General features: G+C 63.6%; 27 protein-coding genes. 17 read left to right on the plus strand and 10 right to left on the minus strand.

The annotated features are described in order from the left end of the window. Positions 1–75: 75 nt before the first annotated feature. The 3 genes from rnd (at position 76) to R6G97_RS12895 (ending at position 2,510) form a co-directional block, all read left to right on the plus strand. Positions 76–1,206: a ribonuclease D gene (rnd, locus tag R6G97_RS12885; protein WP_070571426.1), complete on the plus strand. Its 1,131-nt coding sequence runs from the start codon at positions 76–78 to the stop codon at positions 1,204–1,206. Next, positions 1,206–1,499 carry a YcgL domain-containing protein gene (locus tag R6G97_RS12890; RefSeq protein ID WP_043215465.1) on the plus strand — a complete coding sequence of 98 codons (294 nt, stop codon included), beginning with the start codon at positions 1,206–1,208 and terminating at the stop codon, positions 1,497–1,499. The genes rnd and R6G97_RS12890 overlap by 1 nt, the downstream gene beginning before the upstream one ends. Before the next feature lie 78 nt (positions 1,500–1,577). Beyond that, complete coding sequence (locus tag R6G97_RS12895) at positions 1,578–2,510, plus strand: D-2-hydroxyacid dehydrogenase (protein ID WP_043215467.1); 933 nt, start codon at positions 1,578–1,580, stop codon at positions 2,508–2,510. 93 nt (positions 2,511–2,603) lie between these two features. Here the strand turns inward: R6G97_RS12895 and R6G97_RS12900 are convergent, their stop codons facing one another. Beyond that, positions 2,604–3,197 (minus strand): nitroreductase family protein, encoded by a 594-nt coding sequence (locus R6G97_RS12900; RefSeq protein WP_317847069.1) that lies wholly within the window; start codon positions 3,195–3,197, stop codon positions 2,604–2,606. Positions 3,198–3,416: 219 nt separating this feature from the next. Here R6G97_RS12900 and R6G97_RS12905 point away from each other — a divergent pair, with 219 nt between their 5' ends. Together R6G97_RS12905 and R6G97_RS12910 are read left to right on the plus strand one after the other, a co-directional pair. Next, positions 3,417–3,866, plus strand: coding sequence for a YcgN family cysteine cluster protein (locus R6G97_RS12905; RefSeq protein WP_043215470.1), 450 nt, complete (start codon positions 3,417–3,419; stop codon positions 3,864–3,866). A gap of 49 nt (positions 3,867–3,915) precedes the next feature. Beyond that, complete coding sequence (locus R6G97_RS12910; protein WP_102081369.1) at positions 3,916–5,124, plus strand: hypothetical protein; 1,209 nt, start codon at positions 3,916–3,918, stop codon at positions 5,122–5,124. Between the two features lie 97 nt (positions 5,125–5,221). On the opposite strand, the gene R6G97_RS12915 is transcribed toward R6G97_RS12910, so the two are convergent. The 3 genes from R6G97_RS12915 to R6G97_RS12925 all read right to left on the minus strand — a co-directional run bounded on the left by R6G97_RS12915 (position 5,222) and on the right by R6G97_RS12925 (position 6,543). Next, a complete protein-coding gene (locus R6G97_RS12915; protein ID WP_043215502.1) occupies positions 5,222–5,503 on the minus strand; it encodes a YgaP family membrane protein in 282 nt (93 codons plus the stop codon). 127 nt (positions 5,504–5,630) lie between these two features. After that, on the minus strand, positions 5,631–6,101 hold the full coding sequence (locus R6G97_RS12920) for an RNA methyltransferase (RefSeq protein ID WP_043215476.1): 471 nt from the start codon (positions 6,099–6,101) through the stop codon (positions 5,631–5,633). Between the two features lie 70 nt (positions 6,102–6,171). Beyond that, positions 6,172–6,543, minus strand: coding sequence for a YajD family HNH nuclease (locus R6G97_RS12925; RefSeq protein WP_043215477.1), 372 nt, complete (start codon positions 6,541–6,543; stop codon positions 6,172–6,174). A gap of 133 nt (positions 6,544–6,676) precedes the next feature. Here R6G97_RS12925 and R6G97_RS12930 point away from each other — a divergent pair, with 133 nt between their 5' ends. After that, complete coding sequence (locus R6G97_RS12930) at positions 6,677–6,955, plus strand: hypothetical protein (protein ID WP_043215479.1); 279 nt, start codon at positions 6,677–6,679, stop codon at positions 6,953–6,955. 19 nt (positions 6,956–6,974) lie between these two features. Here R6G97_RS12930 and R6G97_RS12935 read toward each other — a convergent pair whose 3' ends face one another. Next, positions 6,975–9,017, minus strand: a complete 2,043-nt coding sequence (locus R6G97_RS12935) for a S9 family peptidase (protein WP_090345340.1) — start codon at positions 9,015–9,017, stop codon at positions 6,975–6,977. 172 nt (positions 9,018–9,189) lie between these two features. On the opposite strand from R6G97_RS12935, the gene R6G97_RS12940 reads away from it, so the two are divergent. Genes R6G97_RS12940 through R6G97_RS12950 form a run of 3 tightly spaced genes read left to right on the plus strand, consistent with a single transcriptional unit; the run spans position 9,190 to position 11,017 of the window. Further along, complete coding sequence (locus tag R6G97_RS12940; protein ID WP_043215483.1) at positions 9,190–9,693, plus strand: hypothetical protein; 504 nt, start codon at positions 9,190–9,192, stop codon at positions 9,691–9,693. Between the two features lie 16 nt (positions 9,694–9,709). After that, positions 9,710–10,483: a class II glutamine amidotransferase gene (locus R6G97_RS12945; protein WP_043215485.1), complete on the plus strand. Its 774-nt coding sequence runs from the start codon at positions 9,710–9,712 to the stop codon at positions 10,481–10,483. A gap of 12 nt (positions 10,484–10,495) precedes the next feature. Further along, complete coding sequence (locus R6G97_RS12950; RefSeq protein ID WP_043215487.1) at positions 10,496–11,017, plus strand: DUF2937 family protein; 522 nt, start codon at positions 10,496–10,498, stop codon at positions 11,015–11,017. A gap of 101 nt (positions 11,018–11,118) precedes the next feature. On the opposite strand, the gene R6G97_RS12955 is transcribed toward R6G97_RS12950, so the two are convergent. Further along, positions 11,119–12,030, minus strand: a complete 912-nt coding sequence (locus tag R6G97_RS12955; protein ID WP_043215489.1) for a LysR family transcriptional regulator — start codon at positions 12,028–12,030, stop codon at positions 11,119–11,121. A 130-nt stretch (positions 12,031–12,160) separates the two neighbouring features. Between R6G97_RS12955 and R6G97_RS12960 the strand changes: the two genes are divergently transcribed. Genes R6G97_RS12960 through R6G97_RS12975 form a run of 4 tightly spaced genes read left to right on the plus strand, consistent with a single transcriptional unit; the run spans position 12,161 to position 15,842 of the window. Next, positions 12,161–13,447: an MFS transporter gene (locus tag R6G97_RS12960; RefSeq protein WP_197853212.1), complete on the plus strand. Its 1,287-nt coding sequence runs from the start codon at positions 12,161–12,163 to the stop codon at positions 13,445–13,447. A gap of 9 nt (positions 13,448–13,456) precedes the next feature. Continuing rightward, positions 13,457–14,236, plus strand: coding sequence for a 5-oxoprolinase subunit PxpA (locus tag R6G97_RS12965; RefSeq protein WP_090345344.1), 780 nt, complete (start codon positions 13,457–13,459; stop codon positions 14,234–14,236). Continuing rightward, positions 14,233–14,928, plus strand: coding sequence for a 5-oxoprolinase subunit PxpB (pxpB, locus tag R6G97_RS12970; RefSeq protein WP_090345346.1), 696 nt, complete (start codon positions 14,233–14,235; stop codon positions 14,926–14,928). Before R6G97_RS12965 ends, pxpB begins: the two co-directional genes overlap by 4 nt. Next, positions 14,925–15,842: a biotin-dependent carboxyltransferase family protein gene (locus R6G97_RS12975; protein WP_102081366.1), complete on the plus strand. Its 918-nt coding sequence runs from the start codon at positions 14,925–14,927 to the stop codon at positions 15,840–15,842. The genes pxpB and R6G97_RS12975 overlap by 4 nt, the downstream gene beginning before the upstream one ends. 188 nt (positions 15,843–16,030) lie before the next feature. Here the strand turns inward: R6G97_RS12975 and R6G97_RS12980 are convergent, their stop codons facing one another. The 3 genes from R6G97_RS12980 to R6G97_RS12990 form a co-directional block, all read right to left on the minus strand. After that, entirely contained in the window at positions 16,031–17,209 is a 1,179-nt protein-coding gene (locus R6G97_RS12980) for a vWA domain-containing protein (RefSeq protein WP_043209273.1), read from the minus strand. A 12-nt stretch (positions 17,210–17,221) separates the two neighbouring features. After that, complete coding sequence (locus R6G97_RS12985; RefSeq protein WP_043209275.1) at positions 17,222–18,067, minus strand: AAA family ATPase; 846 nt, start codon at positions 18,065–18,067, stop codon at positions 17,222–17,224. Positions 18,068–18,273: 206 nt separating this feature from the next. Beyond that, positions 18,274–19,347 (minus strand): DUF748 domain-containing protein, encoded by a 1,074-nt coding sequence (locus tag R6G97_RS12990; RefSeq protein WP_102081365.1) that lies wholly within the window; start codon positions 19,345–19,347, stop codon positions 18,274–18,276. A 133-nt stretch (positions 19,348–19,480) separates the two neighbouring features. Here R6G97_RS12990 and cysK point away from each other — a divergent pair, with 133 nt between their 5' ends. The 3 genes from cysK (at position 19,481) to R6G97_RS13005 (ending at position 22,977) form a co-directional block, all read left to right on the plus strand. Next, positions 19,481–20,455, plus strand: a complete 975-nt coding sequence (gene cysK / locus R6G97_RS12995; RefSeq protein ID WP_317847070.1) for a cysteine synthase A — start codon at positions 19,481–19,483, stop codon at positions 20,453–20,455. 214 nt (positions 20,456–20,669) lie between these two features. Beyond that, a complete protein-coding gene (locus R6G97_RS13000) occupies positions 20,670–21,605 on the plus strand; it encodes an aspartyl/asparaginyl beta-hydroxylase domain-containing protein (protein ID WP_043209281.1) in 936 nt (311 codons plus the stop codon). A 490-nt stretch (positions 21,606–22,095) separates the two neighbouring features. Continuing rightward, entirely contained in the window at positions 22,096–22,977 is an 882-nt protein-coding gene (locus tag R6G97_RS13005) for a DMT family transporter (protein ID WP_043209282.1), read from the plus strand. Between the two features lie 89 nt (positions 22,978–23,066). Here R6G97_RS13005 and R6G97_RS13010 read toward each other — a convergent pair whose 3' ends face one another. Further along, the gene (locus R6G97_RS13010) at positions 23,067–23,942 is read right to left on the minus strand and encodes a DMT family transporter (RefSeq protein WP_317847071.1); all 876 of its coding nucleotides are present in this window, start codon (positions 23,940–23,942) and stop codon (positions 23,067–23,069) included. A 216-nt stretch (positions 23,943–24,158) separates the two neighbouring features. Between R6G97_RS13010 and aceK the strand changes: the two genes are divergently transcribed. Next, entirely contained in the window at positions 24,159–25,874 is a 1,716-nt protein-coding gene (aceK, locus tag R6G97_RS13015; protein ID WP_043209285.1) for a bifunctional isocitrate dehydrogenase kinase/phosphatase, read from the plus strand. The last annotated feature ends 1 nt before the right edge of the window (position 25,875 follow it).

A 25,875-nucleotide genomic window follows, 5' to 3' on the forward strand; every position in this document is an offset into this window, starting at 1 on the left:
ACCAAGGATGGCGCAGGTTTCACCCCCAATGCCCGCGCCGTATATACTGCCCGCCATTATTTGTGGGAGAGCCTCGTGGGCATCGAAATACACTGGATACGAGATGACCAGACCCTGGCCGAACACTGCCGGGCCTGGCGCGAGCTGCCCTTCGTGGCGCTCGACACCGAGTTCATGCGGGTCGACACGTTCTATCCCAAGGCCGGCCTGATCCAGGTCGGTGAAGGCAACCGGGCTTTTCTGATCGACCCATTGCTGATCCGCGACTGGCAGCCGCTGGCCGAGCTGCTCGAGGACAACGGCGTGGTCAAGGTGCTGCACGCCTGCAGCGAAGACCTGGAAGTGCTCCTGCGCCTGACCGGCAAGCTGCCGCAACCGCTGTTCGACACCCAGCTGGCTGCCGGCTATCTTAATATCGGCTTCTCCATGGGCTACTCGCGCCTGGTGCAAGAGGTCCTGGGCATCGAGCTGCCCAAGGGCGAAACCCGTTCGGACTGGCTGCAACGGCCATTGTCCGAAACCCAGGTCAGCTACGCCGCCGAGGATGCCGTGCACCTGGCCGAGCTGTTCAGTGCCCTGCGCCCGCGCCTGTCGGACGACAAGTATGCTTGGGTGCTCGAAGACGGCGCCGAGCTGGTTGCCCAGTTGCGCCGCGAAGTCGAGCCGGAGCTGCTTTATCGCGACGTGAAGCTCGCCTGGAAGCTCAGCCCCCAGCAACTGGCGGTGCTGCGCGAATTGTGCATCTGGCGCGAGCGTGAGGCCCGCAGCCGTGATGTACCGCGCAACCGCGTGCTGCGTGAGCACTCGCTTTGGCCCATGGCCAAAAGCCAGCCGGACAACCTGTCGGCCTTGGCCCGGATCGACGACATGCACCCGCGCACCATCCGCCAAGACGGCGAGTTCCTGCTTGGCTTGATCAAGCGCGCGGCGAGCCTGCCGGCCGAACAGTGGCCGCAAGCCTTGCCCGAGCCGCTGCCGATCGAGGCCTCCGGCATCCTCAAGCGTCTGCGCGCGGTCGGCCAGGCCGAAGGCGAGCGTCTGGGTATCGCCCCGGAACTGATGCTGCGCAAGAAAACCCTCGAAGCCTTGCTCAAGAGCGGCTTCCCCAACGGCCCCTATCAACTGCCCGATTCGCTGCGCGGCTGGCGCCGCGAGCGCATGGGCCAGGCCCTGCTGGACAGCCTGGCAGGCGCCGGAGACTCCTGATGAAACGTATTTGCTCGATCTACAAGAGCCCTCGCAAGAACGAAATGTACCTCTATGTGCTCAAGGCCGAGGGGCTGGCGCGAGTGCCCGAGGCCTTGCTGCCCTTCTTTGGCACCCCGGTGCATGCCTTCGACCTGGTGTTGACCCCCGAGCGCAAGCTGGCGCGTGAGGACATCGCCAAGGTGCTTGAGAACCTCGACAACCAGGGCTACCACCTGCAGATGCCACCGCCCGAGGACGACTACATCGAGCACCTGCCCGAAGAGCTGCTGCGCCGCAACGACCCGGCCTGACCTCGGCCCGGTCCCCATCGTTCGTCAAGCGACCCGCCTGCCGGGTCGTTTTCGTTGTTTGCCAAGGTTGTCTTCTACATGCGCGTTCTGATCGCTGAACAGGATCATGCCAACTATGCCCGCCTGCTGGGCGAGGCGGCGCCAGAGCTGGATATCGTGACCAGCGGCGATTCCGCCGAATTATCGCGTCTGGCGCCTGACTGCCCGGTATGGCTGGGCCAGCCCGACCTGCTTGCCAGTCTGCTGCGCCAGGGCCATGCGCCCCGGTGGATACAGTCCACCTGGGCCGGCATCACGCCGCTGCTGGCCAAAGGCCTGCCGCGTGATTACCGCCTGACCCGTGCGGTCGGTATCTTCGGCCAGGTGATGGCCGAATACATGCTTACCTACATGCTGATTCACGAGCGCGACGTGCTGGCGCGTCTGGTCAGTCAAGTCGAGCGCCGTTGGGATGATCGTCCGGGGCGCTCCCTCGAAGGTCGTCGGGTGCTCGTGGTGGGCACGGGCGATATCGGCCAGCGGGTCGCCGAGTTTCTCGTGCCGTTCGGCGTGACCTTGTATGGCATTGCCAGCAGTGCCCGCGAGCAGGCGCCATTCGTCGAGGTGGCCGGGCTCGAGGACTTGCCGCGCATGGTGGCGCAGGCCGACTACGTGCTCAACCTGCTGCCGGACACGCCGGCGACGCATGATCTCTACGATGCTGCTCTGTTCAAGTGCTTCAAGCCCAGCGCTCTGTTCATCAATGCCGGGCGCGGCGTGGCAGTGGTCGATGCCGACCTGGTGGAAGCCTTGAAGCAGGGCCATCTGGCCGGGGCAGTGATCGATGTCTGCCGGCAGGAGCCGCTGCCTCAGCGCCATCCGTTCTGGACGGCCTGGGGCCTGCTGTTGACCGGGCACAGCTCGGCGCCCACCTCGCCGGTGGCGATGGTGCGGTTGTTTGTCGAGAACATGCAGGCGTATCAGGCGGGGCAGGGGTTGCGCGGGGAAGTGGATTTCAAGCGCGGGTACTGAGTCGGTCGCAGTTCGCGGATGAACCCGCTCTCACAAAGACCGCACGGTCTCTTGCAGGAGCGGGTTCATCCGCGCATCAGGGCCGGGAGAGCCTCAGAGGCTGAAGTCGCCCTCGGCCGCCAGTTCGCTCAGCGGACGGCGTGGGCTTGGCTCTTCACGCGCTTGCAGGGCCTCGGCCAAGGTGGCCTTGTCGCCGAGCTTGCCGATCGCCACCATCGCGTGCAGCGCATAGCCTTCGGGGATTTTCAGCTCCTTGCGAGCCAGCTCCTGATCGAAACCGGCCATGCCGTGGGTGTGCCAGCCGCTGATGCTGGCTTGCAGCGCCAGGTGGCCCCAGGCGGAACCGGTGTCGAAGGTGTGCCACAGGGCCGGTTTTTCCTCGCTGGAGCTGGGGGCGGCGAAGGTGGTCTTGGACATCACCAGTACCAGCGCCGAGGCCTGTTGCGCCCAGCTGCGGTTGAACTCGTTGAGGATGCCCAGGTAGCGCTCCCAGTTCGCCGTGTCACGGCGGGCATACAGGAAGCGCCAAGGCTGTGAGTTGTAGGCCGAAGGCGCCCAGCGCGCGGCCTCCAGGAAACTCAGCAGGGTCTGCTCGCTGATCGGCTCGGCGGTGAACGCCCGTGGCGACCAGCGGTTGATGAACTGCTCATTGATGGCGTAGTCGGCGATGCGTGGGTTGGCGCTCATGCGTGCTCCTGCAAATGGACGGGAAAGCGCGCACGCTACTGCGTCTGGTCGGCACTGACAAGCGGTCTGGCTTTGGTTCGGGACAGGCTCTAGACTGGCGCCGCCATGGCGGCAGCTGCGCGTTTGAAGCTGCTAGCCACAAGAAAAAGCCGTTACGCCCGCTCTTGCTTGAAGCGTGTTGTTTCAAGCATGCCGCTGGCCCAAGCAGGAACACGTGTGATGATCGCCGATACCGCGCCCTTCTGGCGGCGCAAGACCCTCGAGCAACTCGACCCGCAAGAATGGGAGTCGCTGTGCGACGGCTGCGGCCTGTGTTGCCTGCAGAAGCTCGAGGACGAGGACGACAACAGCGTCTACTACACGCGCATCGCCTGCAAACTGCTAGACCTCACCACCTGCCAGTGCAGCGACTACCCGAACCGCTTCGCCCAGGTGCCCGACTGCATCCAGCTCACCCCGGGCAAGGCCGACCAGTTCAAGTGGTTGCCCACCACCTGCGGCTATCGCTTGGTCAGTGAAGGCAAGGACTTGCCTGCCTGGCATCACTTGGTCTGCGGGGATCGCAACCAAGTGCATGAACAGCGTATTTCCCAGTCTGGGCGCATGCTCAGTGAGCACGATGTCGACGAGGACGACTGGGAAGACCACCTCATCTTCCGCGCCGGCTGATCACGTCGCGCATTTTTGTCTTTCGCTTCTGGGAACAAGGAGTTTCTGCATGCGTTGCCATTTGTTGTGGGTTCTGGGCCTTCTGGCCTGTACGCCGGCCTGGGCCAAGAAAGTCGATCTGGATTACCAGGTGCGCCTGCTGCCGGCGAGCGGGCAGGCCGAGGTGCATCTGACCCTGGCCGATGGCAGTGTGGTGCGCAGCCTGGACTTCGACCTGGGCAAGCACAGCGCGTACAGCGATTTTCACGCCGATGGCCAATGGCAGGTGCAGGGCGAGCGGGGGATTTGGCGCCCGGCCTCGGGCAAGACCCAGCTCAGCTATCGCGTGCAGCTCGACCAAAAACCACGGGGCGGCGCCTATGAAAGCCGCATCACGCCGCACTGGGCGTTGTTTCGCGGGGACCAGCTGGTGCCGCCAGCGCGCCTGGACCAGCAGGACGGCACCGAGCTGGTGGCGCGCCTGATGTTCGAGTTGCCGACAGGCTGGAAGAGCGTAGAAACCGCTTGGCCACGTATCGGCAAGCAGAAGTTTCGCATCGACGATGTCTCGCGCCTGTTCGACCGTCCGACCGGCTGGATGCTTGCTGGCAACCTTGGCAGTCGCCGGGCGCGGTTGGGCGAGACGGAGGTCACCGTGGCCGCGCCGCAAGGCCAGGGCTTGCGGCGGATGGACACACTGACTTTGTTGACTTTCGTCTGGCCGCAGGTGCAGGCCGTGTTCCCGCGCAATCCGCCCAAACTGCTGTTGGTGGGGGCGCGGGATGAAATGTGGCGCGGGGCGCTGGCCGGGCGTAATTCCATCTATCTGCACAGCAACCGGCCATTGATCGGTGAAAGTGGCGCCAGCCCTTTGATGCGTGAGTTGGTTCAGGTGTTCGCCCAGATCAACGACCGTGAGGGCAGCGACTGGCTCGGGGAAAGCCTGGCTGACTACTACGCCACCGAGCTGCTGCGCCGGGCTGGGGGGCTCAGTGATGACCGTTACGAGGCCTGGCAGGCGCGCCTGCACAAACAGGCTGCCAAGGTCACCCGTCTGAGAGGGGAGAGGGCTGATGCCGCCCAGGTTGCCCGAGGTGTGCTGCTGCTCCAGGCCCTGGACCGCGAGATCCGCCTGCACACCCAGAACAAACGCTCGCTGGACGACGTCACCCGTGCGTTGATGCGCCTGCCCAGCGTCAGCACGGCAGAGTTCATCCAGCTCAGCGAAAGCGTGCTGGGACGATCTTCCGAGGTGCTGGACAGCAAGGTTCTGCGCTGAAGTTCCGAGGGTTTGTCCGCGGGTAAGCCCGCTCCACAGATGTTTCGATGTTCCCACTGTGAGGCGGCTTTACCCGCGAATGCGCCACGCAGGCGGCTCAGCCTTTGGCCTTGAGCGCCTTCAACTGCTCCGCACTGCGTTCGATATCGTCGCGCAGGCGCAGGTACTCCGCCCTGTGACGTTGCCACCATGCCTTGGTCGAGCAGTGTCCGCTGATCCCGCGGGCCAGGGCCATGCCGCCTACCACGATCTGCAGCAGCCCGAGCGCGCCGCCATGGCGCAGCCCCTTGCCGATCATCAGCGCGCCGCCTGCCAGGGAGCTGGCACGCTCCCAGCCGTGGACATTATGGGTATGCACAAGCAAAGGGGTATCACGCATGGCTTGGTCTCCGTGTGGGGTGTAAGTAACTGACCCGCTACGGCTGCTGGCCGTTCAGTTCGATTGCCAGGCGGAACCTGTTGGAGAGCGTTTCAACCGCGCGAAGGCCCCCTCGCGAAGGTGGTGTTCATTTGAATTTGGGCCCCGAGCGGGTATTGAGCCCCTTGGCCATGCGGTCATACAGCACCACATTCACCGTTGCCGCCAGGTTCATGCAGCCTTCGGTGGGGATGTAGATGGTTTCTTCGCACCAGGCCCGGACATCGGCGCTCAGGCTGCCGTCTTCGGGGCCGAAGATGTAGAGCGCGCGGTCGGGATGGGTGTACTCGGGCAGGGGGCGGGCGCCTTCGACCAGTTCCACGGCCACCGGGGTGCAGCCCAGGGGGATGATGCGCTGCAGATCGTCGATACCGATCAGCGGGATGTCGTAGTGCACGCGTTTGGTGTCGGTGACGAAGTCGCGGGCGCGCTCATAACGCTTGCCGGTGTAGAACACCGAATTGACGCCGTAGCAACCTGCTGCGCGCATCACCGAACCTACGTTCTCTGCCGACTTGGGATTGAACAGGCCGATGCAGCTGTACCGTTTGTTTGCCACGTGCCGGGGTCCTTCGCAAAAAAAGCGCGATTATACGGACTCGCCGGCGGCAGCGGAGGCGATTCGACGATCAGTCTTTCTTGAGCAGGCTCGCAAGGCCGGCGAACGGGTTGTGGGTTGCCTTGGCGATGCTCGGGGTACTGGTGGAACCTTCGCTGAAATACTGCTGGTCGGTGTAGCGCGAGTGCTCGTTGTCGTGGCAGTACAGGCACAGCAGCTCCCAGTTCGAACCATCCTGGGGGTTGTTGTCGTGGTTGTGGTCGCGGTGATGCACGGTCAGTTCGCTCAGGCGCTTGCCGGAGAACTCGCGGGCGCAGCGGCCGCAGACGTGCGGGTACATCTTCAGGGCCTTGTCGCGGTAGCCCATTTCCTTGTCGCGCTTGGCGTCGGCGAGGATGCGGTCGAGGCGGGCAGTAGCGGCGGAAGTAGAGGCCGAGCTCATAGGTGTTACCTTTCTAGTGTTCAGGCGGATGACGGTTTTACCGTTGAGTCTAGCGCGCCTGCGCTGTCCTCGGACAGGCGAAAACGCAGGAATGGGCATAGCCTGTAGGTAGGTTCCAGACAGGAGGTTGCTGATGTTTCCTGCGATCCTCGCCGTATCGATCCTTGCTCTTGCGCCGTGCGCCGAGGCTGCGGGCCAGCCGACGCCGCGGATCAACACGTCAGTGCCAGGGGCGCCGGGCACGCCGACGCCGACACCTTACCCACAGATCACCCCGAGCACGCCGCCCAAGGCCGGCGACAACCGGCCCGGTGCGCCGCTGCTGCCGCCGATGCCGCTGCCCGGGCCGCGCAAAGACCAGCCTCTGCCAGGGCTACAGCCGGAGCCGCCGAAGGCGCCGATCAAGCATTAGCGGCTGGGTGAAATGCGGATTACATCACCCCCAGCTCGTTGAGCACGAAGGCATACTCCAGCGCCACATCGCGCAGCCCCTGGTAACGGCCGCTCATGCCACCGTGGCCGGCGCCCATTTCGGTCTTGAGCAGCAGCAGGTTGTCGTCGGTCTTGCAGGTACGCAGACGTGCCACCCACTTGGCTGCCTCCCAATACTGCACGCGGCTGTCGTTGTAGCCGGCGACCACCAGCATGGCTGGGTAGGCCTGAGCCTTGAGGTTCTCGTAGGGGGCGTAGGCCTTGATCCGCTGGTACACGTCCGGCTCCTGCGGATTACCCCATTCGTCGTATTCAGTGACGGTCAGCGGCAGCTCTGGGTCGAGCATGGTGTTGAGCACGTCGACGAACGGCACCTCGGCAATGGCGCAACGGAAGAGCTCCGGGCGCTGGTTGAGCACCGCACCTATCAGCAAGCCGCCGGCGCTGCCGCCACTGATGGCCAGGTGCGCGGAGTCGGTCACACCTTCGGCGATCAGGTGTTCGGCGCAGGCGATGAAGTCATCGAAGCTGTTCTGCTTGTGTTCCTGCTTGCCAGCCCGGTACCAGGCCTCGCCCAGCTCGCCGCCGCCACGCACATGGGCGATGGCGAAGGCCACGCCCCGTTGCAGCAGGCTCAGACGGGCATGGGAGAACCAAGGATCGAGGCTTTCGCCATAGGCACCATAGCCGTACAGGTAGAGCGGCACGCATTTGCCCAGATCGTCACGGCGGCGCACCAGGCTGATCGGTACCCGGGTACCGTCCTTGGCCACCGCCCACAGGCGCTGGCTGACGTAGTCGTCGGCGTCGAACTCACCCAGCACCGGCGTCTGCTTGAGCACGGCCTGGGCGCCGCTGGCCAAGTCCAGCTGGCGCACTTGGGCCGGCCGATTGAGCGCTTCGTAGCGCAGGCGCACGCGGGGGCTGACGAACTCCAGGCTGTCTTGCACGTACAGGCTATAGGCGGCATCCGGCAGCTCGACGCGGTAGGGCGGCAGGTCGCGCGGGTGCACTTCGATGATCGGCAGGCCGCCTTCGCGCAGGCTCAGGGTCAGCGCGCTGGCATTGAGGCTCAGGCCTTCGAGCATGATGTCGTCACGATGGGGGACCAGCACTTGCCATTGATCACGGGTCGGCACCTGCTCGGCCGGGGCGTGGAACAGGGCGAAATTGATACCGTCCTGGTTACTGCGGATGAACCAGCGCCACTGGCCGTCGAGCTGGCCGTGGTCGGGGTAGTACTCGTGATCCTCGACCCGGGGCGCCAGGCACGTGAACGCGGCCTGTGGAGTCGCGGCGTCCAGTACCCAGGCTTCACTGGTGGTCTTGCTGTTGAGCAGCAGCACCAGCTGTCGCTCGGAGCTGGTGCGATAGCAATGCAGGAAAAACCGCCCATCGGCTTCCTCGAACACGCTCTGGGCGGTGTCCTCACCGAGGGTGTGACGGCGCAGGCGCCATGGGCGGTGGGTGTCGTCCAGCTCGGCGAAGAACAGCGTGCGGCTGTCGTTGGCCCAGGTCATGCTGCCGTCGCAGTCCTCGAAGGGCAGGGTGGTGACCGCGCCGCTGGTCAGGTCCTTGACGTACAGGGTATAGATTTCGTCGCCGCTGGTATCGAGGCTGTAGGCCAGCAGGCGATGGTCGGGGCTGACGTTGAAGGAGCCCAGCGCCAGGAAGCCGCCAGCAGCCAGCACGTTGGGGTCGAGCAGCAGTTCTTCGCGGCTTTCATCGACGGTGTTGCTGTCGTCCGCCGGACGCGGGCAGCGGTAGTGGCGCGGGTATTCATCGCCTGCTGTGGTGCGGGTGTAGTACAGGTACGGGCCCCAGGGGGAGGGCAGCGACAGGTCGGTTTCCAGGATACGGCCCTTGATTTCCTCGAACAGTTGCTCGCGCAAGGGAGCCTGGTCGGCCAGGCAGGCCTGCTGGTAGGCATTTTCCGCGTTCAGGTAAGCCAGCACCTGGGGCGTGTCGCGCTGTTGCAGCCAAGCGTACGGGTCGGGGGCGTTGTCGGCGTGGGCGATCGGCGGCTGGGGCGTGTTGGGCATTGGCAGTCTCATGGCAAGGGGTGGGCTGCATGGGCCTGTTCGCGGGTAAGCCTGCTCCTACGGGTCGTCTGCATGGCTTGCGACCTGTGGAATCGGGATTGCCCGTGAAGAGGGCGGCGCGGTCCAAAAGTGTTTATCATAGGCGTCTCTTTACCTGGCTTGCACGAACACCATGACCGAGAACGACTATACGCTCGCCTGGGGCTTGTACGCCCTTGCCGCCCTGGGCTGCCTGTGGGTGGGTTTCAAGCTCACTGGCTGGATGTGGCGCTGGCTGCGCGAACCGCTGCGGGTGGTCATGGCGGTGCTGTTGCTGACGCCCACCATCGTTGACCCGGTCAAGGAAAGCTTCGCGCCGGCCATCGCCATCACGGCGCTGGACGTGGCCTTCAAGGTCGGCAACAACGCCTGGCGCGCTGCTTCGGACCTGGCTATGTACGGTTTGATTGCGTTCATCCTGTACGGGGTGTTCGTGGTGGTGCGCTGGCCGCTGGAAAAACGCGCCCGCGAACGCCGGGCCAACGCCGATGCCGCCGCCAAGCGCCAGGCTGCCGAGGATGAGCAGGTGATGGTCGAGGCCCCGGTCGCCGCCGACCGTCGCGACCGCTACCGCGACGATCCGCTGCCGGCGGCGCCTGTCGGCACCGGCCGTGGCCGGGTCGAGCCACGTCTGTAGGCAAGGGGCATCGAACATGTGCGAACTGCTGGGCATGAGTGCCAACGTCCCCACTGACATCGTCTTCAGTTTCACCGGCCTGATGCAGCGCGGTGGGCGTACCGGCCCGCACCGCGACGGCTGGGGCATCGGTTTCTACGAAGGGCGTGGCCTGCGGGTGTTCCAGGACCCGGCCGCGAGCAGCGAGTCGGAAGTGGCCAATCTGGTGCAGCGCTATCCGATCAAGAGTGAAGTGGTCATCGGTCATATCCGACAGGCCAACGTCGGCAAGGTGTGCCTGTCCAATACCCACCCGTTCGTGCGTGAGCTCTGGGGCCGCAACTGGTGCTTTGCGCACAACGGCCAGCTGGGCGATTTCCGTGGCCAGACCACCTTCTACCGCCCGGTGGGCGATACCGACAGCGAGGCGGCGTTTTGCGACTTGCTCAACCGCGTGCGTGAAGCCTTCCCGGAACCGGTTGAAATCGAACAGCTGCTGCCGGTGCTGGTCGAAGCCTGTGCCGGCTATCGCGGCCAAGGCGTGTTCAATTGCCTGCTGAGCGACGGCGATTGGTTGTTCTGCTTCTGCTCGACCAAGCTTGTGCACATCACCCGCCGTGCGCCGTTCGGGCCGGCGCGCCTGAAGGACTTCGACCTGAACGTCGACTTCCAGGCTGAAACCACCCCCAACGATGTGGTCACGGTGATCGCCACCGAGGCCCTGACCGAAAACGAGACCTGGCACCGCTACGAGCCGGGTCAATGGGCCCTGTGGCGGCATGGCGAGTGCGTAGCCCAGGGGCAGAGCTAGGGAAGCCATTGCATGTTCAGAGGTTACCTGCGGTTGCTGTTGTTCACCTTCGGCTTGTTGGTCGGTCTTCAGGTTCCGGGGCTGATCAAGGATTACAGCCAACGGGTCGAAGCGCACCTGTTCGAGTCGCGTGAGGCGCTCTCAGGGTTCGAAGAGACGGCGCAACGCTTCTTCAAAGGCGACCTGCAAGCCCTCATACGCCATTACCGCAGCAGCGATGACCCGGTGTTCAACAGCGATGCCAACAGCATCGAAAGCCTGCTGATCCGCAACCAGTTGCTGGAAAACGAGTGGCAGGCGCTGCAAGGCCCGTGGCTGAGCCGCACCTGGCATGTGCTGGTGCAGGCCGATCCTCAGTTGCGTGAGGAAACCCTCAATGGCTACAGCTATCAGATCCTGCTGGTGCCCGAGGCGATCGGCTGGGGTTTGGGCGCCGGCTTCGTGCTGGCGTTGGTGATCGAAAGCCTGTTGCTGGGGCTTGGTTGGGTGGCGCTTGGCGGGCGTCGCACGGCCGTCAAAGAGAGCTGGCGCTAAGGCCCGCGGGAAACCCGCTCCCACAGGGCCGGGGCAAACTTCACGTTCAGCGGCGTGCCTGTGGGAGCGGGTTTGCCCTTGTAGATGACACCGCCGTCGATTCAGACCAGCACGATCCGCTGCTCCCCCGCATCCTGCGCGTAGCGCTCCAGCACTTGCCGACACAGGCTCACCACTTCTTCCACCAGCTCCACCCCGGTCTGCCAGGCCACCACCAGCTCAAGGCTCGGCGGTGGCTGCAAGCCACCCAGCAGCACCAACTCGCCGCGGGCAAGTTCGGCATCGACCAGCGCCGGGGGCAGGGCGCCGATGCCGAAGCCATCGCGCAGCAGGCGGGTGATGGCTGCCACTGAATTCACGCAATTCAAACGAGGTGTCTCGGCGCCGGCCGCCTGCAGCAGGCTGAGCACCTCCTGGTGCGGACGCGAGTTCTTCGAGAAGGTGATGATCCGTTCGCGGGCAAGCTCGGCCAGCGAGGCATAGTCATGCTGCTGGGTCGAGCCCGCGGCAACGATCCAGCCCATGGGGTAGCGTGCCAGGTCCAGGCTGCGGATCGACTCCTGGCGCAGCAGGTCGGTCTGCAGGATCACGTCGAGAAAGCCCTTCTGCAGCTGCTCGCGCAGGTTCAGGGCCGTGTCGGCCACCAGTTCGATCTCTACCTGCGGGTAGCGCTCGGTCAGTTCGGCCACCAGGGCACTCATCCAGGTGTGGATGACCGTATCCATCACGCCGATGCGGATCCGCCCGACCTTGGCCCGGTCAGTGTCCAGCGACTGTTTCATGGCCTTGGCGGTGTCGAGCATGCGCTCGGCATATTCGAGCACCTTGCTGCCCTCCGGTGTCAGGCTGACTCCGCGCGAATCGCGCAACAGCAGCTTCACGCCCAGGTCCGCCTCCAGCGCGGCGATGCGGCTGGACACTGAGGCCTGGGTGGTGAAGAGCTTCTCGGCGGTGAGGCGAAAGCTCTTGAGCCGGGCAACCCAGACGAAGGTTTCGAGGAAGCGAAGGTTCATGATCAGTTTTTCTTGTTCCAGACCGGCGGTTTTTATCGTTGGACGCCCAGCGCACGGCCTCTGAACAATGACGCCCAGGCCGCGACGCAACGCGTCGCCCAGAGAACAATACCAACAAGCCGAGGCAATCATGAACCCAACCGGCGTGCAGCAGCAGGCTTCCCCCCGGCCGTCCAACGGCCCCTTCGCCTGGTACCGCGACATCGACCGTCAGCAACGACGCACCTTCTGGAGCTGCAAGATCGGCTACGGCCTCGATGGCATGGACACCCAGATGCTGAGTTTCGTCATCCCGACGTTGATCCTGATGTGGGGCATCACCACCGCCGAGGCTGGGCTGATCCATACCAGCACCCTGATCGCTTCGGCCCTGGGCGGCTGGATTGCCGGCATTCTCTCCGACCGCATCGGCCGGGTGCGCACCCTGCAACTGACCGTGCTGTGGTTCGCCTTCTTCACTTTCCTGTGCGGCTTCGCCCAGAGCTATGAGCAACTGCTGATCGCCCGGACCCTGATGGGCTTCGGCTTTGGCGGCGAGTGGACGGCCGGCGCGGTGCTGATCGGTGAGGTGATCCGCGCCCAGGACCGTGGCAAGGCCGTGGGCATGGTGCAGTCCGGCTGGGCCATCGGCTGGGGATTGACGGCGATCCTCTATGCGTTGCTGTTCTCCTTCCTGCCGCCGGAGCAGGCCTGGCGGGCGCTGTTCCTGCTGGGCATCGTGCCGGCAGTGTTCGTGATCTTCGTCCGCCGCCTGGTCAAGGACCCGGAGGTCTACCGCCAAGCCAAGGCTGTGGAAAAGGCCCAGGCGCCGTCGCATTTTTATGAAATCTTCGCCCCAGGCATGCTCTGGACCACCCTGCGCGCCTCGCTGCTGACGACCGGCGCCTTGGGCGGTTACTACGCGATCACCTCCTGGCTGCCGACCTTCCTCAAGAACGAGCGTGGCCTGAGCGTGCTGGGCACCGGCGGCTACCTGGCCATGGTCATCGTCGGCTCCTACGTGGGTTATGTGATCAGCGCGTACCTGACCGATCTGCTGGGTCGCAAGAAGAACTTCATCCTGTTCGCTGTCGGCTCGTTCGTCATCGTGCTGCTTTATACCCAGATCCCGGTCAGTGACGGCGTCATGCTGTGGCTGGGTTTTCCGCTGGGGTTCTTCGCTTCGGGCATCTTCAGCGGCATGGGGGCCTTCCTGACCGAGCTGTTCCCCACCCGCATTCGCGGTTCGGGGCAGGGCTTTTGCTACAACGTGGGGCGCGCCATCGCTGCGTTCTTCCCGCTGCTGATCGGCATGCTCAGCCAGAAAGTGCCTTTGGGCCTGGGCATTGGTGGTTTTGCCGCGGTGTCCTACGGTGTGGTGATCCTCGCGGCCCTGAGCCTGCCTGAAACACGCGGCAAACAACTCCAGGCACGGTAAGGTAGGCACATGAACAACCACAAGAGAGTTCGACCGGTGAAACGCCTGCTTCTCAATTGCGACATGGGCGAGAGTTTCGGCAGTTGGCGCATGGGCCTGGACGCCGAGGTGATGCCTTACATCGATTGCGCCAACATCGCTTGCGGCTACCACGCAGGCGACCCTGGCACCATGCGCCGCACCGTGGCCCTGGCACTGGAGCACGGCGTGACCATCGGCGCGCACCCGGCTTACCCGGACCTGGTCGGTTTCGGCCGCCGCTCCATGGCGTGCAGCAACGAGGAGATCCGAGACCTGCTGCATTACCAGATCGGCGCGCTGGAGGGGATCTGTAAGGTGCTGGGCAGCCGCGTGGCCTACGTCAAACCCCATGGCGCGCTGTACAACGACATGATGGCCGACCCACTCAAGCTGCGCGCAGTACTCGAGGCCGTGGCCGCCTATGATACGGGACTGCCGGTGATGCTGATGGCCACCGCCGACGACAGCGCCGCACGCGCCCTGGGCGAGGCGATCGGTGTGCCGTTGTGGTTCGAGGCCTTTGCCGACCGGGCCTATACCGCTAGCGGTCATCTGGTTTCCCGGCGCCTGCCCGGCGCGGTGCATCACGACCCGGCCTTGGTGATCGAGCAGGCCTTGCGCCTGGCCCGTGGTGAGGCGCTGGTGGCCGATGACGGCAGTGCTGTGCAACTGGATGCCGGTACCCTCTGCGTGCATGGCGACAATGACAGCTCCGTGGCGGCCGTGCGGCAGATCCGCCAGGCCCTCGATGCCTTGGAGCAGCCATGAACCCATGCATCGAGGTGGTGGCCATCGACAGCTTGATGGTGCGCCTGTTCGACGTCATCGATGAGGCCAACATGCCGTGGATCCTGGCTGCCAGCCAGCGCCTGCGCACAGCCTTCGGGGCGGGGCTGGTGGATTTGGTCCCCTCCTATACCACCGTGATGGTGCAGTTCGAGCAGGCACCTGGGCAGGCGCGCGCGCTGATCGACCAGGCATTGGCGGATTTGCAGCCGGATGCGGGCAACACCGGGCGTCGCCATGAGATCCCGGTCTGGTACCACGCCAGCGTCGGGCCGGAGCTGCCGGTGCTGGCTGCCCGCAGCGGCCTGAGCGAGGCGGAGGTGATCGGCCTGCACAGCGAGCGGGAGTACCCGGTGTTTGCCCTGGGTTTCGCGCCGGGATTCGGTTTCATGGGCTTGGTGGATGAACGCCTGGCCAGCCCACGCCTGAGTACCCCGCGCAAGCGCGTGGCAGCGGGCAGCGTGGGCATCGCCGAGCGCCAGACCGCCGCCTACCCGGCGGTCTCGCCAGGCGGCTGGAACCTGATCGGCCGCACCCCGGTGCGCTTGTTCGACCACGCACGTGAGGGTTACAGCCTGCTGCAACCAGGTGATCGGGTGCGTTTCGTGGCGGTGTCTCACGAGCAGTTCATGGCATTGGGCGGCGACGACAGCCCGTTGGAGGCCCTGGCATGAAGCGATTGACGATCGAGTCCAGCACCGCGCTGTGTCAGTTGCAGGATGCCGGGCGTTTCGGCGTACGCCACCTAGGCGTGACCCAGGGTGGGGCGTTGGATTGGGTGGCGATGTACTGGGCCAACTGGCTACTGGGCAATGCGCTGGATGCGCCGGTGGTGGAGGTGACGCTGGGGGGCTTCACGCTGGTCGCCGAGGACGATTGCACCTTGGCCCTGGCCGGTGGAGATCTGGATGCGCGTGTCGACGATCAGCCTGTCCAGCCCTGGCGCAGCTTGCGTTTGGGCAAGGGCCAGCGCCTGAGTCTTCGCCAACCTCGGCAAGGCGCGCGGGCTTACGTGGCAGCGCCTGGCGGGTTCCAGGCCGAGACGGTATTGGGCAGTTGCGCGACCGTGGCACGCGAGGCGCTCGGCGGCCTCGATGGGCGAGGGAAGGCGCTGGCCAAAGGGCAAGTGTTGTCGTTCGCCAAGGGGGCGCCTGCCTTGCGTGAAGTGGCGCAGCATTTGCGTCCGACCTACCCGCAAAAGCCCGAACTGGAGCTGGTCATGGGCGCACAGATCGGCGCATTCAGCGGCACCAGCTTGTTCGAGGCGTTCAATCGTGAGTGGACCCTGGACAGCCGCGCCGACCGCATGGGTATGCGCCTGCTCGGGCCGCAGTTGGTCTACCAGGGCGCGCCGATGATTTCGGAGGGTATCCCCTTGGGCGCCGTGCAGGTGCCGCCGGACGGGCAGCCGATCGTGCTGCTCAATGACCGGCAGACCATTGGTGGGTATCCACGGCTTGGAGCGCTGACGCCCCTGGCGCTGGCGCAACTGGCGCAGTGCCTGCCCGGGGCGGTGGTGCGCTTCAGGGCGGTGGTGCAGGAGCTGGCCTGGCAGCAGCAGCAGGCTTATCTGCAACGTTGGCGGTGAGGCTGCCGGCCCTCTGGCGGGGCAATCGGAGCGCCGGACCCCGGCTTGCACAAGGTACGTGCTTAAGCCGGTAGGTGCGGGCTGGCCTGCGACGGGCCTATGCAGGGCAGTTGCTCAGGTGCAGCACAGTCCGCAATGGATGTGCTGCACCTGTGGGCGCGGGTTTACCCGCGAAACGGGCAACGCCATTACTTGGACAGGTAACGCATCCCGTCTTCCAGCCCCTGCAAGGTCAGCGGGTACATCTTGTCTTCGATCAGCTCGCGCACCAGATGGGTGGAGGCGGTGTAGTCCCAGGCCTGCTTGGGATACGGATTGATCCAGATGATCTTCCTGAACTTCTCCATGAAACGCTGCATCCACACGTACCCGGCTTCTTCGTTCCAATGCTCCACGCTACCGCCCGGCTGGGTGATCTCGTAAGGCGCCATGGCCGCATCGCCGACGAATACCACTTTGTAGTCGTCGCCATACTTGTGCAGCAGGTCGAAGGTGGAGAAACGCTCCGATGTACGGCGCAGGTTGTTCTTCCACACCGACTCGTAGACGAAGTTGTGGAAGTAGTAGTACTCCATGTGCTTGAACTCGGTCTTGCACGCGGAGAACAGCTCCTCGCAGACCTTGACGTGGGCGTCCATGGAGCCGCCGATGTCGAACAGCAACAGCAGCTTGACCGTGTTGCGCCGCTCCGGGCGCATCTGGATGTTCAGCAGCCCTGCATCCCGTGCGGTGTGGTCGATGGTGCCATCGATGTCCAGTTCCTCGGCAGCGCCTTCGCGGGCGAACTTGCGCAGGCGACGCAAAGCCAGCTTGATGTTGCGTGTGCCCAGTTCGACCTGGTCGTCGAGGTTCTTGTATTCGCGCTGGTCCCATACCTTGACCGCCTTGCCCTGGCGTTTGCCGGCCTCGCCCACGCGGATGCCTTCGGGGTTGTAGCCGCCGGAGCCGAATGGGCTGGTACCGCCGGTGCCGATCCATTTGTTGCCGCCGGCGTGACGTTCCTTCTGTTCTTCAAGGCGTTTCTTGAATTCCTCGATCAGCTTGTCCAGCCCGCCCAGGGACTGGATCTGCGCACGTTCCTCGTCACTGAGCGAGCGCTCGAACTCCTTGCGCAGCCAATCTTCGGGGATCAACGCCTCCAGGTGTCGGTCGAGATTTTCCAGGCCCTTGAAGTAGGCGGAGAAGGCCCGGTCGAACTTGTCGAAATGCCGCTCGTCCTTCACCAGGATGGCCCGCGCCAGGTAATAGAACTCGTCCATGTCGGCGAACACCACCCGCTGCTGCAAGGCATTGAGCAGGTCGAGCAGTTCGCGCACCGACACCGGCACCTTGGCCGCGCGCATTTCGTTGAACAGATTGAGCAGCATGGCCGGCTCCTGTCAGCGGTTGCCGCGCCGGCTCATGAAGGCCAGGCGCTCGAGCAGTTGCACGTCCTGCTCGTTCTTGACCAAGGCGCCGGCCAGCGGCGGAATGGCCTTGGTCGGGTCGCGCTCGCGCAGCACGGCTTCGCCGATGTTGTCGGCCATCAACAGTTTGAGCCAGTCGACCAGCTCGGAGGTGGATGGCTTTTTCTTGAGGCCCGGCACCTTGCGCACGTCGAAGAACACATCCAGCGCTTCACTGACCAGCGACTGCTTGATGTTGGGGAAGTGCACGTCGACGATGCGCTGCAGGGTGTCGCGGTCGGGGAAGGCGATGTAGTGGAAGAAGCAGCGGCGCAGGAAGGCGTCGGGCAGTTCCTTCTCGTTGTTGGAGGTGATGATGATGATCGGACGTTGCTTGGCCTTGATCGTCTCGTCGATCTCGTAGACGTAGAACTCCATCTTGTCGAGTTCCTGCAGCAGGTCGTTGGGGAACTCGATGTCAGCCTTGTCGATCTCGTCGATCAGCAAGATCACACGTTCTTCGGCCTCGAAAGCCTCCCAGAGCTTGCCCTTTTTCAGGTAGTTGCGCACGTCATGGACCTTGTCCACACCCAGTTGCGAATCGCGCAGGCGGCTGACCGCGTCGTATTCGTAGAGGCCTTGGTGGGCCTTGGTGGTGGATTTGATGTGCCAGGTGATCAGGCGGGCGCCGAAGGAGGCGGCGAGCTGTTCGGCGAGCATGGTCTTGCCGGTGCCCGGTTCACCCTTGACCAGCAGCGGGCGCTCCAGGGTGATGGCTGCGTTGACCGCCAGCTTCAGGTCGTCTGTGGCGACGTAGTCGCGGGTGCCTTCGAACTTCATGAACCGATCCTCTGCGGGGTGTCATTCAAGACCCTTTCGCGGGCAGACCACTCCCACAGGAAGCGGTGACGCTGGCCCTGTGGCAGCGGATTCACCCGCGAAAGAGGCGATACGTGTTTGTCATTGCCAGCGACTATAACGCGGGCCCAGGCGAGAGAAAACGCAGACTGGTCATTCAGTCTCTGAATGTTGCGTCGCGCCCCGCTTCAGTCGGAATCGGGCGGCGGTTGTTCGTAGCGTGCATTGAATGCCTGGATAAAGCCGTTGCGCAGGATCTGCAGGAACGCCTCGAAGGCGCTGATGTTGCGCTGGTGCACGCTACCGCTCAGCTCCACGCGGGTGGCGAACTGGTTCTTAGGCTGATTCTTGAGCACCGTTTCGCTGGCGCCGACCAGCGCTTCCCAGATCGAACGGAAGAAGCCTTTGTCCTTGTCTTCCACGTCCTGCTGCCAATTGAACACATCCACATCCCGCAGCAGAGGCTTGATGTACCCGTGCAGACGGCCTTTCTCGGCCTGGGCTTCGATCACCAGATCGCCATGGCCTGCATTGAAGTCGAACTTGCCGTAAGCACTGGCGAAATCATTGAGCCGGCGCAGCTGGATACCGGTCGCGCGCAGGCGAAACTCGAAATCGTCGAAATCGCTGAACGGGTCGAAAGTGGCACGGCTTTCAACCCGGGCATCGCCCAGCAGCCGCGCTGTGCCGTCGAAATGGGCGTCGCGGCGGCCTTTTTCGTCGCGTACGTTGGTCAGGTTGCGGATGCTCGCGTCCAACTGGGTGGCCTTCAGATCGACAGGCGGTTTGGAATTGAAGTTGCGAAAGGTCAGGGTGCCGTTTTCGATGCGCACCTCGTTGAGGGTGATGGGCAGCAGTTTTTCTAGCTGCCGGCGCCAGTCGGTACCCTGGCCGGTCTGGGAGTTCTGCTTGTTGCCACCGTCGACGAAATTGAGCTCTGGGTGCACGAAGACGACCTCGGCGACCACGGCATGGTCGTACCACAGCGAACGCCAGCTCACCGAGAGGTCGATCAGCGGGGCATCGAGAAACGGCACCGGTACCTTGCCGCTGGTCTTGACGATCTTCAGCTCGTTGATCTGGTAGGCCCCGCGCCACCAGGCCAAGTCCACGTCGGTGATGTGCCCGCGGTAGTCGCCCATGTCCGCGAGCCGGTCGTTGAGGTAGTCACGGACCAGGTAGGGCAGGGCCAGGTGCAGGGCCAGCAACAGCGCGACCAGGCTGGCCAGGCCTATCAGCGGCCAACGATAGCGAGCTTTCATCGAGGACTCTCCGGGGCAGGTTGTCCGGTTGACCGCTATGGCCTGTGGGGAGTTCGAACGGGCTTTACTGCCCCCCGGGGCAGGCTTACCCTTGAAGCTTTCCCTGCTCCTACAAAGTTCAAGGACTCCTGCCATGAGCCGCATCTACGCAGACAACGCCCACTCCATCGGCAATACGCCGTTGGTGCAGATCAACCGCATCGCTCCGCGTGGTGTGACCATCCTGGCCAAGATCGAAGGACGCAACCCAGGCTATTCGGTCAAGTGCCGGATCGGCGCGAGCATGGTCTGGGACGCCGAGAGCAGCGGCAAGCTCAAGCCGGGCATGACCATCGTCGAGCCCACCTCGGGCAACACCGGCATTGGCCTGGCCTTCGTCGCCGCTGCCCGTGGCTACAAGCTGGTATTGACGATGCCTGCATCCATGAGCCTGGAGCGGCGCAAGGTGCTCAAGGCGCTGGGGGCCGAACTGGTGCTGACCGACCCGGCCAAGGGCATGAAGGGCGCGATCGAGAAAGCCAACGAAATCGTCGCCTCCGACCCGGCCAACTACTTCCTGCCGGGCCAGTTCGATAACCCCGCCAACCCGGCGATTCACGAAAAGACCACCGGTCCGGAAATCTGGAACGACACCGATGGTGCGGTAGACGTCCTGGTGGCGGGCGTCGGCACCGGCGGTACCATTACCGGGGTTTCGCGTTACATCAAGCACACCCAGGGCAAGTCGATCCTGTCAGTGGCGGTGGAGCCGGTGGCCTCGCCGTTGATCAGCCAGACCCTGACGGGTGAAGAGCTCAAGCCAAGCCCGCACAAGATCCAGGGCATCGGCGCCGGTTTCGTGCCGAAGAACCTTGACCTGTCCATCGTCGACCAGGTCGAGACCGTCACCGACGACGAGGCCAAGGCCATGGCCCTGCGCCTGATGCAGGAAGAGGGCATTCTCTGCGGTATTTCCTGTGGCGCGGCGATGGCCGCCGCCGTGCGCCTGGCCGAGAAGCCCGAGATGCAGGGCAAGACGCTCGTGGTGATTCTGCCGGATTCAGGCGAGCGTTACCTGTCGAGCATGCTGTTCAGTGACTTGTTCACCGAACAGGAAAACCAGCAGTAACACGCGGTCCTGGCGATACCGGGGCCGTGTGGCGGCCCCGCTTTTCTGATGCACCGCTGATCCGGAGCAATGCCGGGCAGCACTCTTTGTTGCAAGATCCTGAAAACTGCACTGCGTCCCTGGAGGTTTTTACCAGGGGCAGATGGGTTTATGATGGCCGGATGATTTTGAATGGAGCAGGCCACGGCCTGGTTTCTTCTCCAAGGAGTGTTGCATGACCTTTTCCTTCGCCGCTAAGGCAGGTGTCCTGCTGGTGTTCTTCTCCAGTGTGCTGTTCGTGCACCTGCGCGGCAAGGCACGTCTTCCCGTGCTGCGCCAGTTCGTCAATCATTCGGCGCTGTTCGCACCTTATAACAGCCTGATGTACCTGTTTTCCGGCGTGCCGTCCAAGCCTTACCTGGACCGTCAGCGGTTTCCCGAGCTCGATGTGCTCAAGGACAACTGGGAAGTGATCCGCGAAGAGGCCATGCGCCTGTTCGACGAGGGCTACATTCGTGCCGCGGAAAAGGACAATGACGCAGGCTTCGGCTCGTTCTTCAAGAAGGGCTGGAAGCGCTTCTACCTGAAGTGGTACGACAAGCCGCTGCCCTCGGCCGAAATGCTCTGCCCCAAGACCGTCGAACTGGTCAGCCGCATCCCCAATGTCAAGGGCGCCATGTTCGCCTTGCTGCCCGGTGGCAGCCATCTGAACCCGCACCGCGATCCGTTTGCCGGCTCCCTGCGTTATCACCTGGGCCTGTCTACTCCGAATTCTGACAACTGCCGCATCTACGTCGACGGCCAGCCCTACGCCTGGCGCGACGGTGAGGACGTGATGTTCGACGAGACCTATGTGCACTGGGTGAAGAACGAAACCGACGTAACCCGCGTGATTCTGTTCTGTGACATCGAGCGCCCGCTCAGCAGCCCTTTGATGACCCGCATCAACCGCAAGGTCAGCGCCTTCCTGGGCCGCGCCACTGCGCCGCAGAACACCGATGACGAGCGCGTGGGCGGGATCAACCAGGCCTATGCCTGGAGCAAGCGCTTCAGCAACAAGATCAGCACCCGCGTGAAGCAGTTCAAGCGCGCAAATCCCAAGGCCTACCGCATCCTGCGGCCAGTGCTGGCGGTGGTGGTGGCGTATCTACTGTACCGTTGGCTGTTCTGAATCACCTGTCATCGCATTCGCCGGTAAACCCGCTCTCATAGGCTCAGCGCAAACCTTGAGAGCGGGTTTTTCACTCCCACCGGCTCAACCTGGAACGTGCGGAAGCGGGTTTACCGGCGAAAGGGCCTGATCTGCCAATCCAGAATGCAGCTATTGCCCGGCCCGGGATTCGCCGTTATATTCCGAAACATTCTCTTCTCCGAAGACCCGATCATGCCTGCCATCCCTTCCATCACAGCTGTCGTCCTCGCGCCTGTCGCGGGCGTGGTTGTGCGTGGCAGTCAGCAGCCGGCCATGATCAGTCATTACCCACCACCTGTCAGTGGCGTGGTAGGCGGCGTAGCTCCGCCTCCTTGCGCAGTGGTGCTGGGCTGATCGGCCTCTGGCCGCCTCCCATCACACTCGCAACCTACTGAACACGGTCGGCTACCTCCCTCGCTAACGCGACAGCCTGCCGTTCGGCTCATTTGCCCTATACAGGTGGCAATACATGTCTGTCTTTTCCAAAGCATCCGTGGCCTCGGCGGCCACGACCAGCCTGTTCGTCCTGCTGTGGAGCAGCGGGGCGATCGTCTCCAAGCTTGGCCTTGCCCAGGCCAGCCCCTTTGCCTTCCTCCTGCTACGCTCGGCCCTGGCGCTTGCCGGCCTGCTGATGGTCAGCCCACTGCTGGGGCTGCGCTGGCCGCGTGGTCGTGGTGCCGTGCTACGCGCCCTGGGTACCGGTTGCGTGTTGTTGGGCGCTTACCAGATCTTCTATCTGCTGGCGCTCAACACCCACGTCACCCCTGGCATCATGGCCACGGTCATGGGTGTTCAACCGATCCTTACCGTTGTGCTGATGGAGCGCCAGCGTTCCTGGAGCCGGCTGTTCGGGCTTGGCTTGGGGCTTGGGGGGCTGGTGATGGTGGTCTACCAAGGCCTCAACCTGGGCGGGGTATCCCTGGCTGGGATGCTGTTCGCCCTGCTGGCGCTGGCCAGCATGACGTTGGGCTCGATCCTGCAAAAGCGCATCACCGACAACCCCATGGGTACCTTGCCGTTACAGTACATAGCCGGCTTTGCCTTGTGCGCAGTGTTCGCGCCATTTCAGCCGCTCCAGGTGCAATGGAGTGCAAGCTTCATCGGTGCGCTGGCATGGATGGGGCTGGTGGTCTCGCTGTTGGCGACTTTGCTGCTGTATCGCCTGATCGCCCGTGGCAACCTGGTCAATGTCACAAGCCTGTTCTACCTGGTGCCTGCGGTGACTGCCGTGATGGATTATCTGATCTTCGGCAATCGTCTGGCACCGCTCAGCCTGATGGGCATGGGGTTGATCGTCGTCGGGCTGCTGTTCGTGTTCCGCAAGCCGGTGTTGCGTACGGCTGAAGCCTGATGCCCGAGGGCCGCTTTGCGGCCCTCTTCGCGAATGGGTGTACGCCATTGCCAAGACGCAGGGCCTTGTCCCGTGATAGGGCCATGGCCCTATTTTTTGGCCGGACGCAGCACCAGCCACAAGGCCACACCGATCAGCACTCCACCATATAGATGCGCCATCGACAGCGGCTCGTCCAGCAGCCAGGCGCCCCACAGGACGCCGAATACCGGAATCAGGAAGGTCACGGTACTGGCCTTGACCGGTCCGATCTCGGCCAGCAGGCGGAAGTACAGGATGTAGGCGAACGCCGTGCACAGCAGGCCCAGGCCCAGCAACGACAGCCACACCGACCAACCGCCCCAGCTGGCCGGTGGCTGGGTGAGGGCACTCCAGGCGAACACCGGCGTCAGCAGCAAGGTCGCGCCGAGCATGCTGCCCAAGGCCGACAACCGACTATCCAGATCGCTCACCCAACGTCGCGCAAGGAACCCGGCAAAGCCATAGCAGGTGGTCGCGGCCAGACAGGCCAGGGCACCTTGTAACAAGGCTAGATCCAACGCCACCGGGCCCGCACCGCTCAGGATGCCGACGCCGAACAGCCCCAGGAATATGCCGCACAGCTTGGCCAGGGTCATGGGCTCGCGGAAGCAAAGCACGCCGATCAGCACACCCATCAGCGGCGTGGTGGCGTTGAAAATGGCTGAGTAGCCGGCTGGCAGCACCTGCGCGGCCACTGAATAGAAGGTGGCCGGGATCCCGGAGTTGATCATCCCCAATACCAGACAGGCGCCAAGCTTGCCGTTGAAGTCCCAGCGCACCCGCGCCGCGGCGAGAATGGCGATCAGACCCAAACACGCGATCGAGACGCGAAAGAACGCTGTCGGCACGGTGCCGAGTTCCGGCGCGATGATGCGCATGAACAGGAAGCTCGCCCCCCAGACAGCGGCAAGGGTCAGCAGGCGGGCAAGGGCGATGGGGCTCACAGCGGTCTCCAGCAATCGGCAAGGGCGCGAGTGTACGCCATCGACTGAGCGCGGTTCTTGTCCTTTCTTGCTGTGTGAATTTGTCCGTGGCCTTTCATGGGTACCCGCTCACAGGGCGGCGATTGTCCTGCAAGAGCGGGTTTGCCTGTGAAAAGGGCACGACGAAAGCAGGGGCAACTAAGCTTGCGTGTTGAACCCCCGCATGGAGTCCCCTGCATGTCCCAGTCATGGCCGGCGGCCGAGATCGCCCGGATGATCCTCGATGGTTTCGACGACTACCGCGAACATTTCCGGCGCATCACCCTGGGCGCGCGCGAGCGCTTCGAACAGGCGCTGTGGCAGCAGATCCAGCAGGCTGCGGCGGCACGCATCAATCTCTATGAAGAAAAGGTCGCTCAGGTCAATGGTTGGCTGCGCGATGGCTTTGCCGAGGCGGTACTGCTCGATGTCGAGCAATGGCCGCTGGTGAAGAATGCCTATATCCGCCTGATCGACCCGCGCCTTGACGATGAGTTGGCCGAGACTTGGTACAACTCGATCTTCTGCAGCCTGTTCAGCCACGACCTGATCAGCGATGGCTGCATGTTCATCCATACCACCCGGCCGTCGATGCGCGGACATGAGCGGGCTGCACAGACTCGTATCTATCGGCCTGACGGCAGCGTCCGGAGCCTGTTGCGCTCGATCTTTGCCGACTACCCGTTCAATGTGCCCTATGGCGACCTGGACGGGGACGTAGCACGTCTGGAGCAGCAACTGCGCGAATGCTTGCCTGATTGGGTCTGCAAGGATCCCGCGCTGGCCGTCGAGCTGTTCTCACCGGTGCTCTACCGCAACAAGGGCGCCTACCTGGTGGGGCGGCTGTACACGCCGGATGAGCAGTGGCCGCTGGTGATTCCGCTGCTGCACCGCGAGGGCCATGGCATCGAGGCGGATGCGGTGATCACCGACGAAGCCGAGGTGTCGATCATCTTCTCCTTCACCCGCTCGTATTTCATGGTCGATGTGCCGGTGCCGGCGGAGTTCGTCAATTTCCTCAAGCGCATCCTGCCGGGCAAGCACATCGCGGAGCTGTACACCTCGATCGGCTTCTACAAACACGGCAAGTCCGAGTTCTACCGTGCGTTGATCAATCACTTGGCCAGTACCGAGGATCGCTTCGTCATGGCGCCTGGGGTGCGCGGTATGGTGATGAGCGTGTTCACCCTGACCGGGTTCAATACTGTGTTCAAGATCATCAAGGACCGCTTCTCGCCGTCCAAGACCGTGGACAGGGCCACGGTGATCGACAAGTACCGTCTGGTCAAAAGCGTCGATCGGGTCGGGCGCATGGCCGATACCCAGGAGTTCGCCGATTTCCGTTTCCCCAAGGCCAAGTTCGAAGCGCAGTGCCTGGCCGAGCTGCTGGAGGTGGCACCCTCGACCGTCAAGCTTGAGGGCGACACAGTGCTGATCCGTCACTGTTGGACCGAACGGCGCATGACGCCGCTCAATCTTTACCTGGAACAGGCCAGTGAAGCCCAAGTGCTGGAAGCGCTGGAGGACTACGGCCTGGCGATCAAGCAACTGGCGGCGGCGAACATCTTTCCTGGTGACATGCTGCTCAAGAATTTCGGCGTCACCCGTCATGGTCGGGTGGTGTTCTATGACTACGACGAGATCAGCTTCCTGACCGAGGTGAACTTCCGGCATATCCCGCCGCCGCGTTATCCGGAGGACGAGATGTCCGGCGAACCGTGGTATTCGATCGGGCCGCACGATGTGTTTCCGGAGGAGTTTCCGCCGTTTCTGTTCGCCGACATCGGCCAGCGACGGCTGTTCAGCCGGTTGCATGGCGAGCTGTATGACGCCGATTACTGGAAGGGGCTGCAGGCGACGATCCGTGACGGGAAGGTCATCGACGTGTTTCCGTATCGGCGCAAGGCGCGGTGAG

The sequence above is a fragment of the Pseudomonas sp. HTZ2 genome (assembly GCF_033173945.1).
In the GTDB taxonomy this organism is placed as follows: Bacteria; Pseudomonadota; Gammaproteobacteria; order Pseudomonadales; family Pseudomonadaceae; genus Aquipseudomonas; species Aquipseudomonas guariconensis.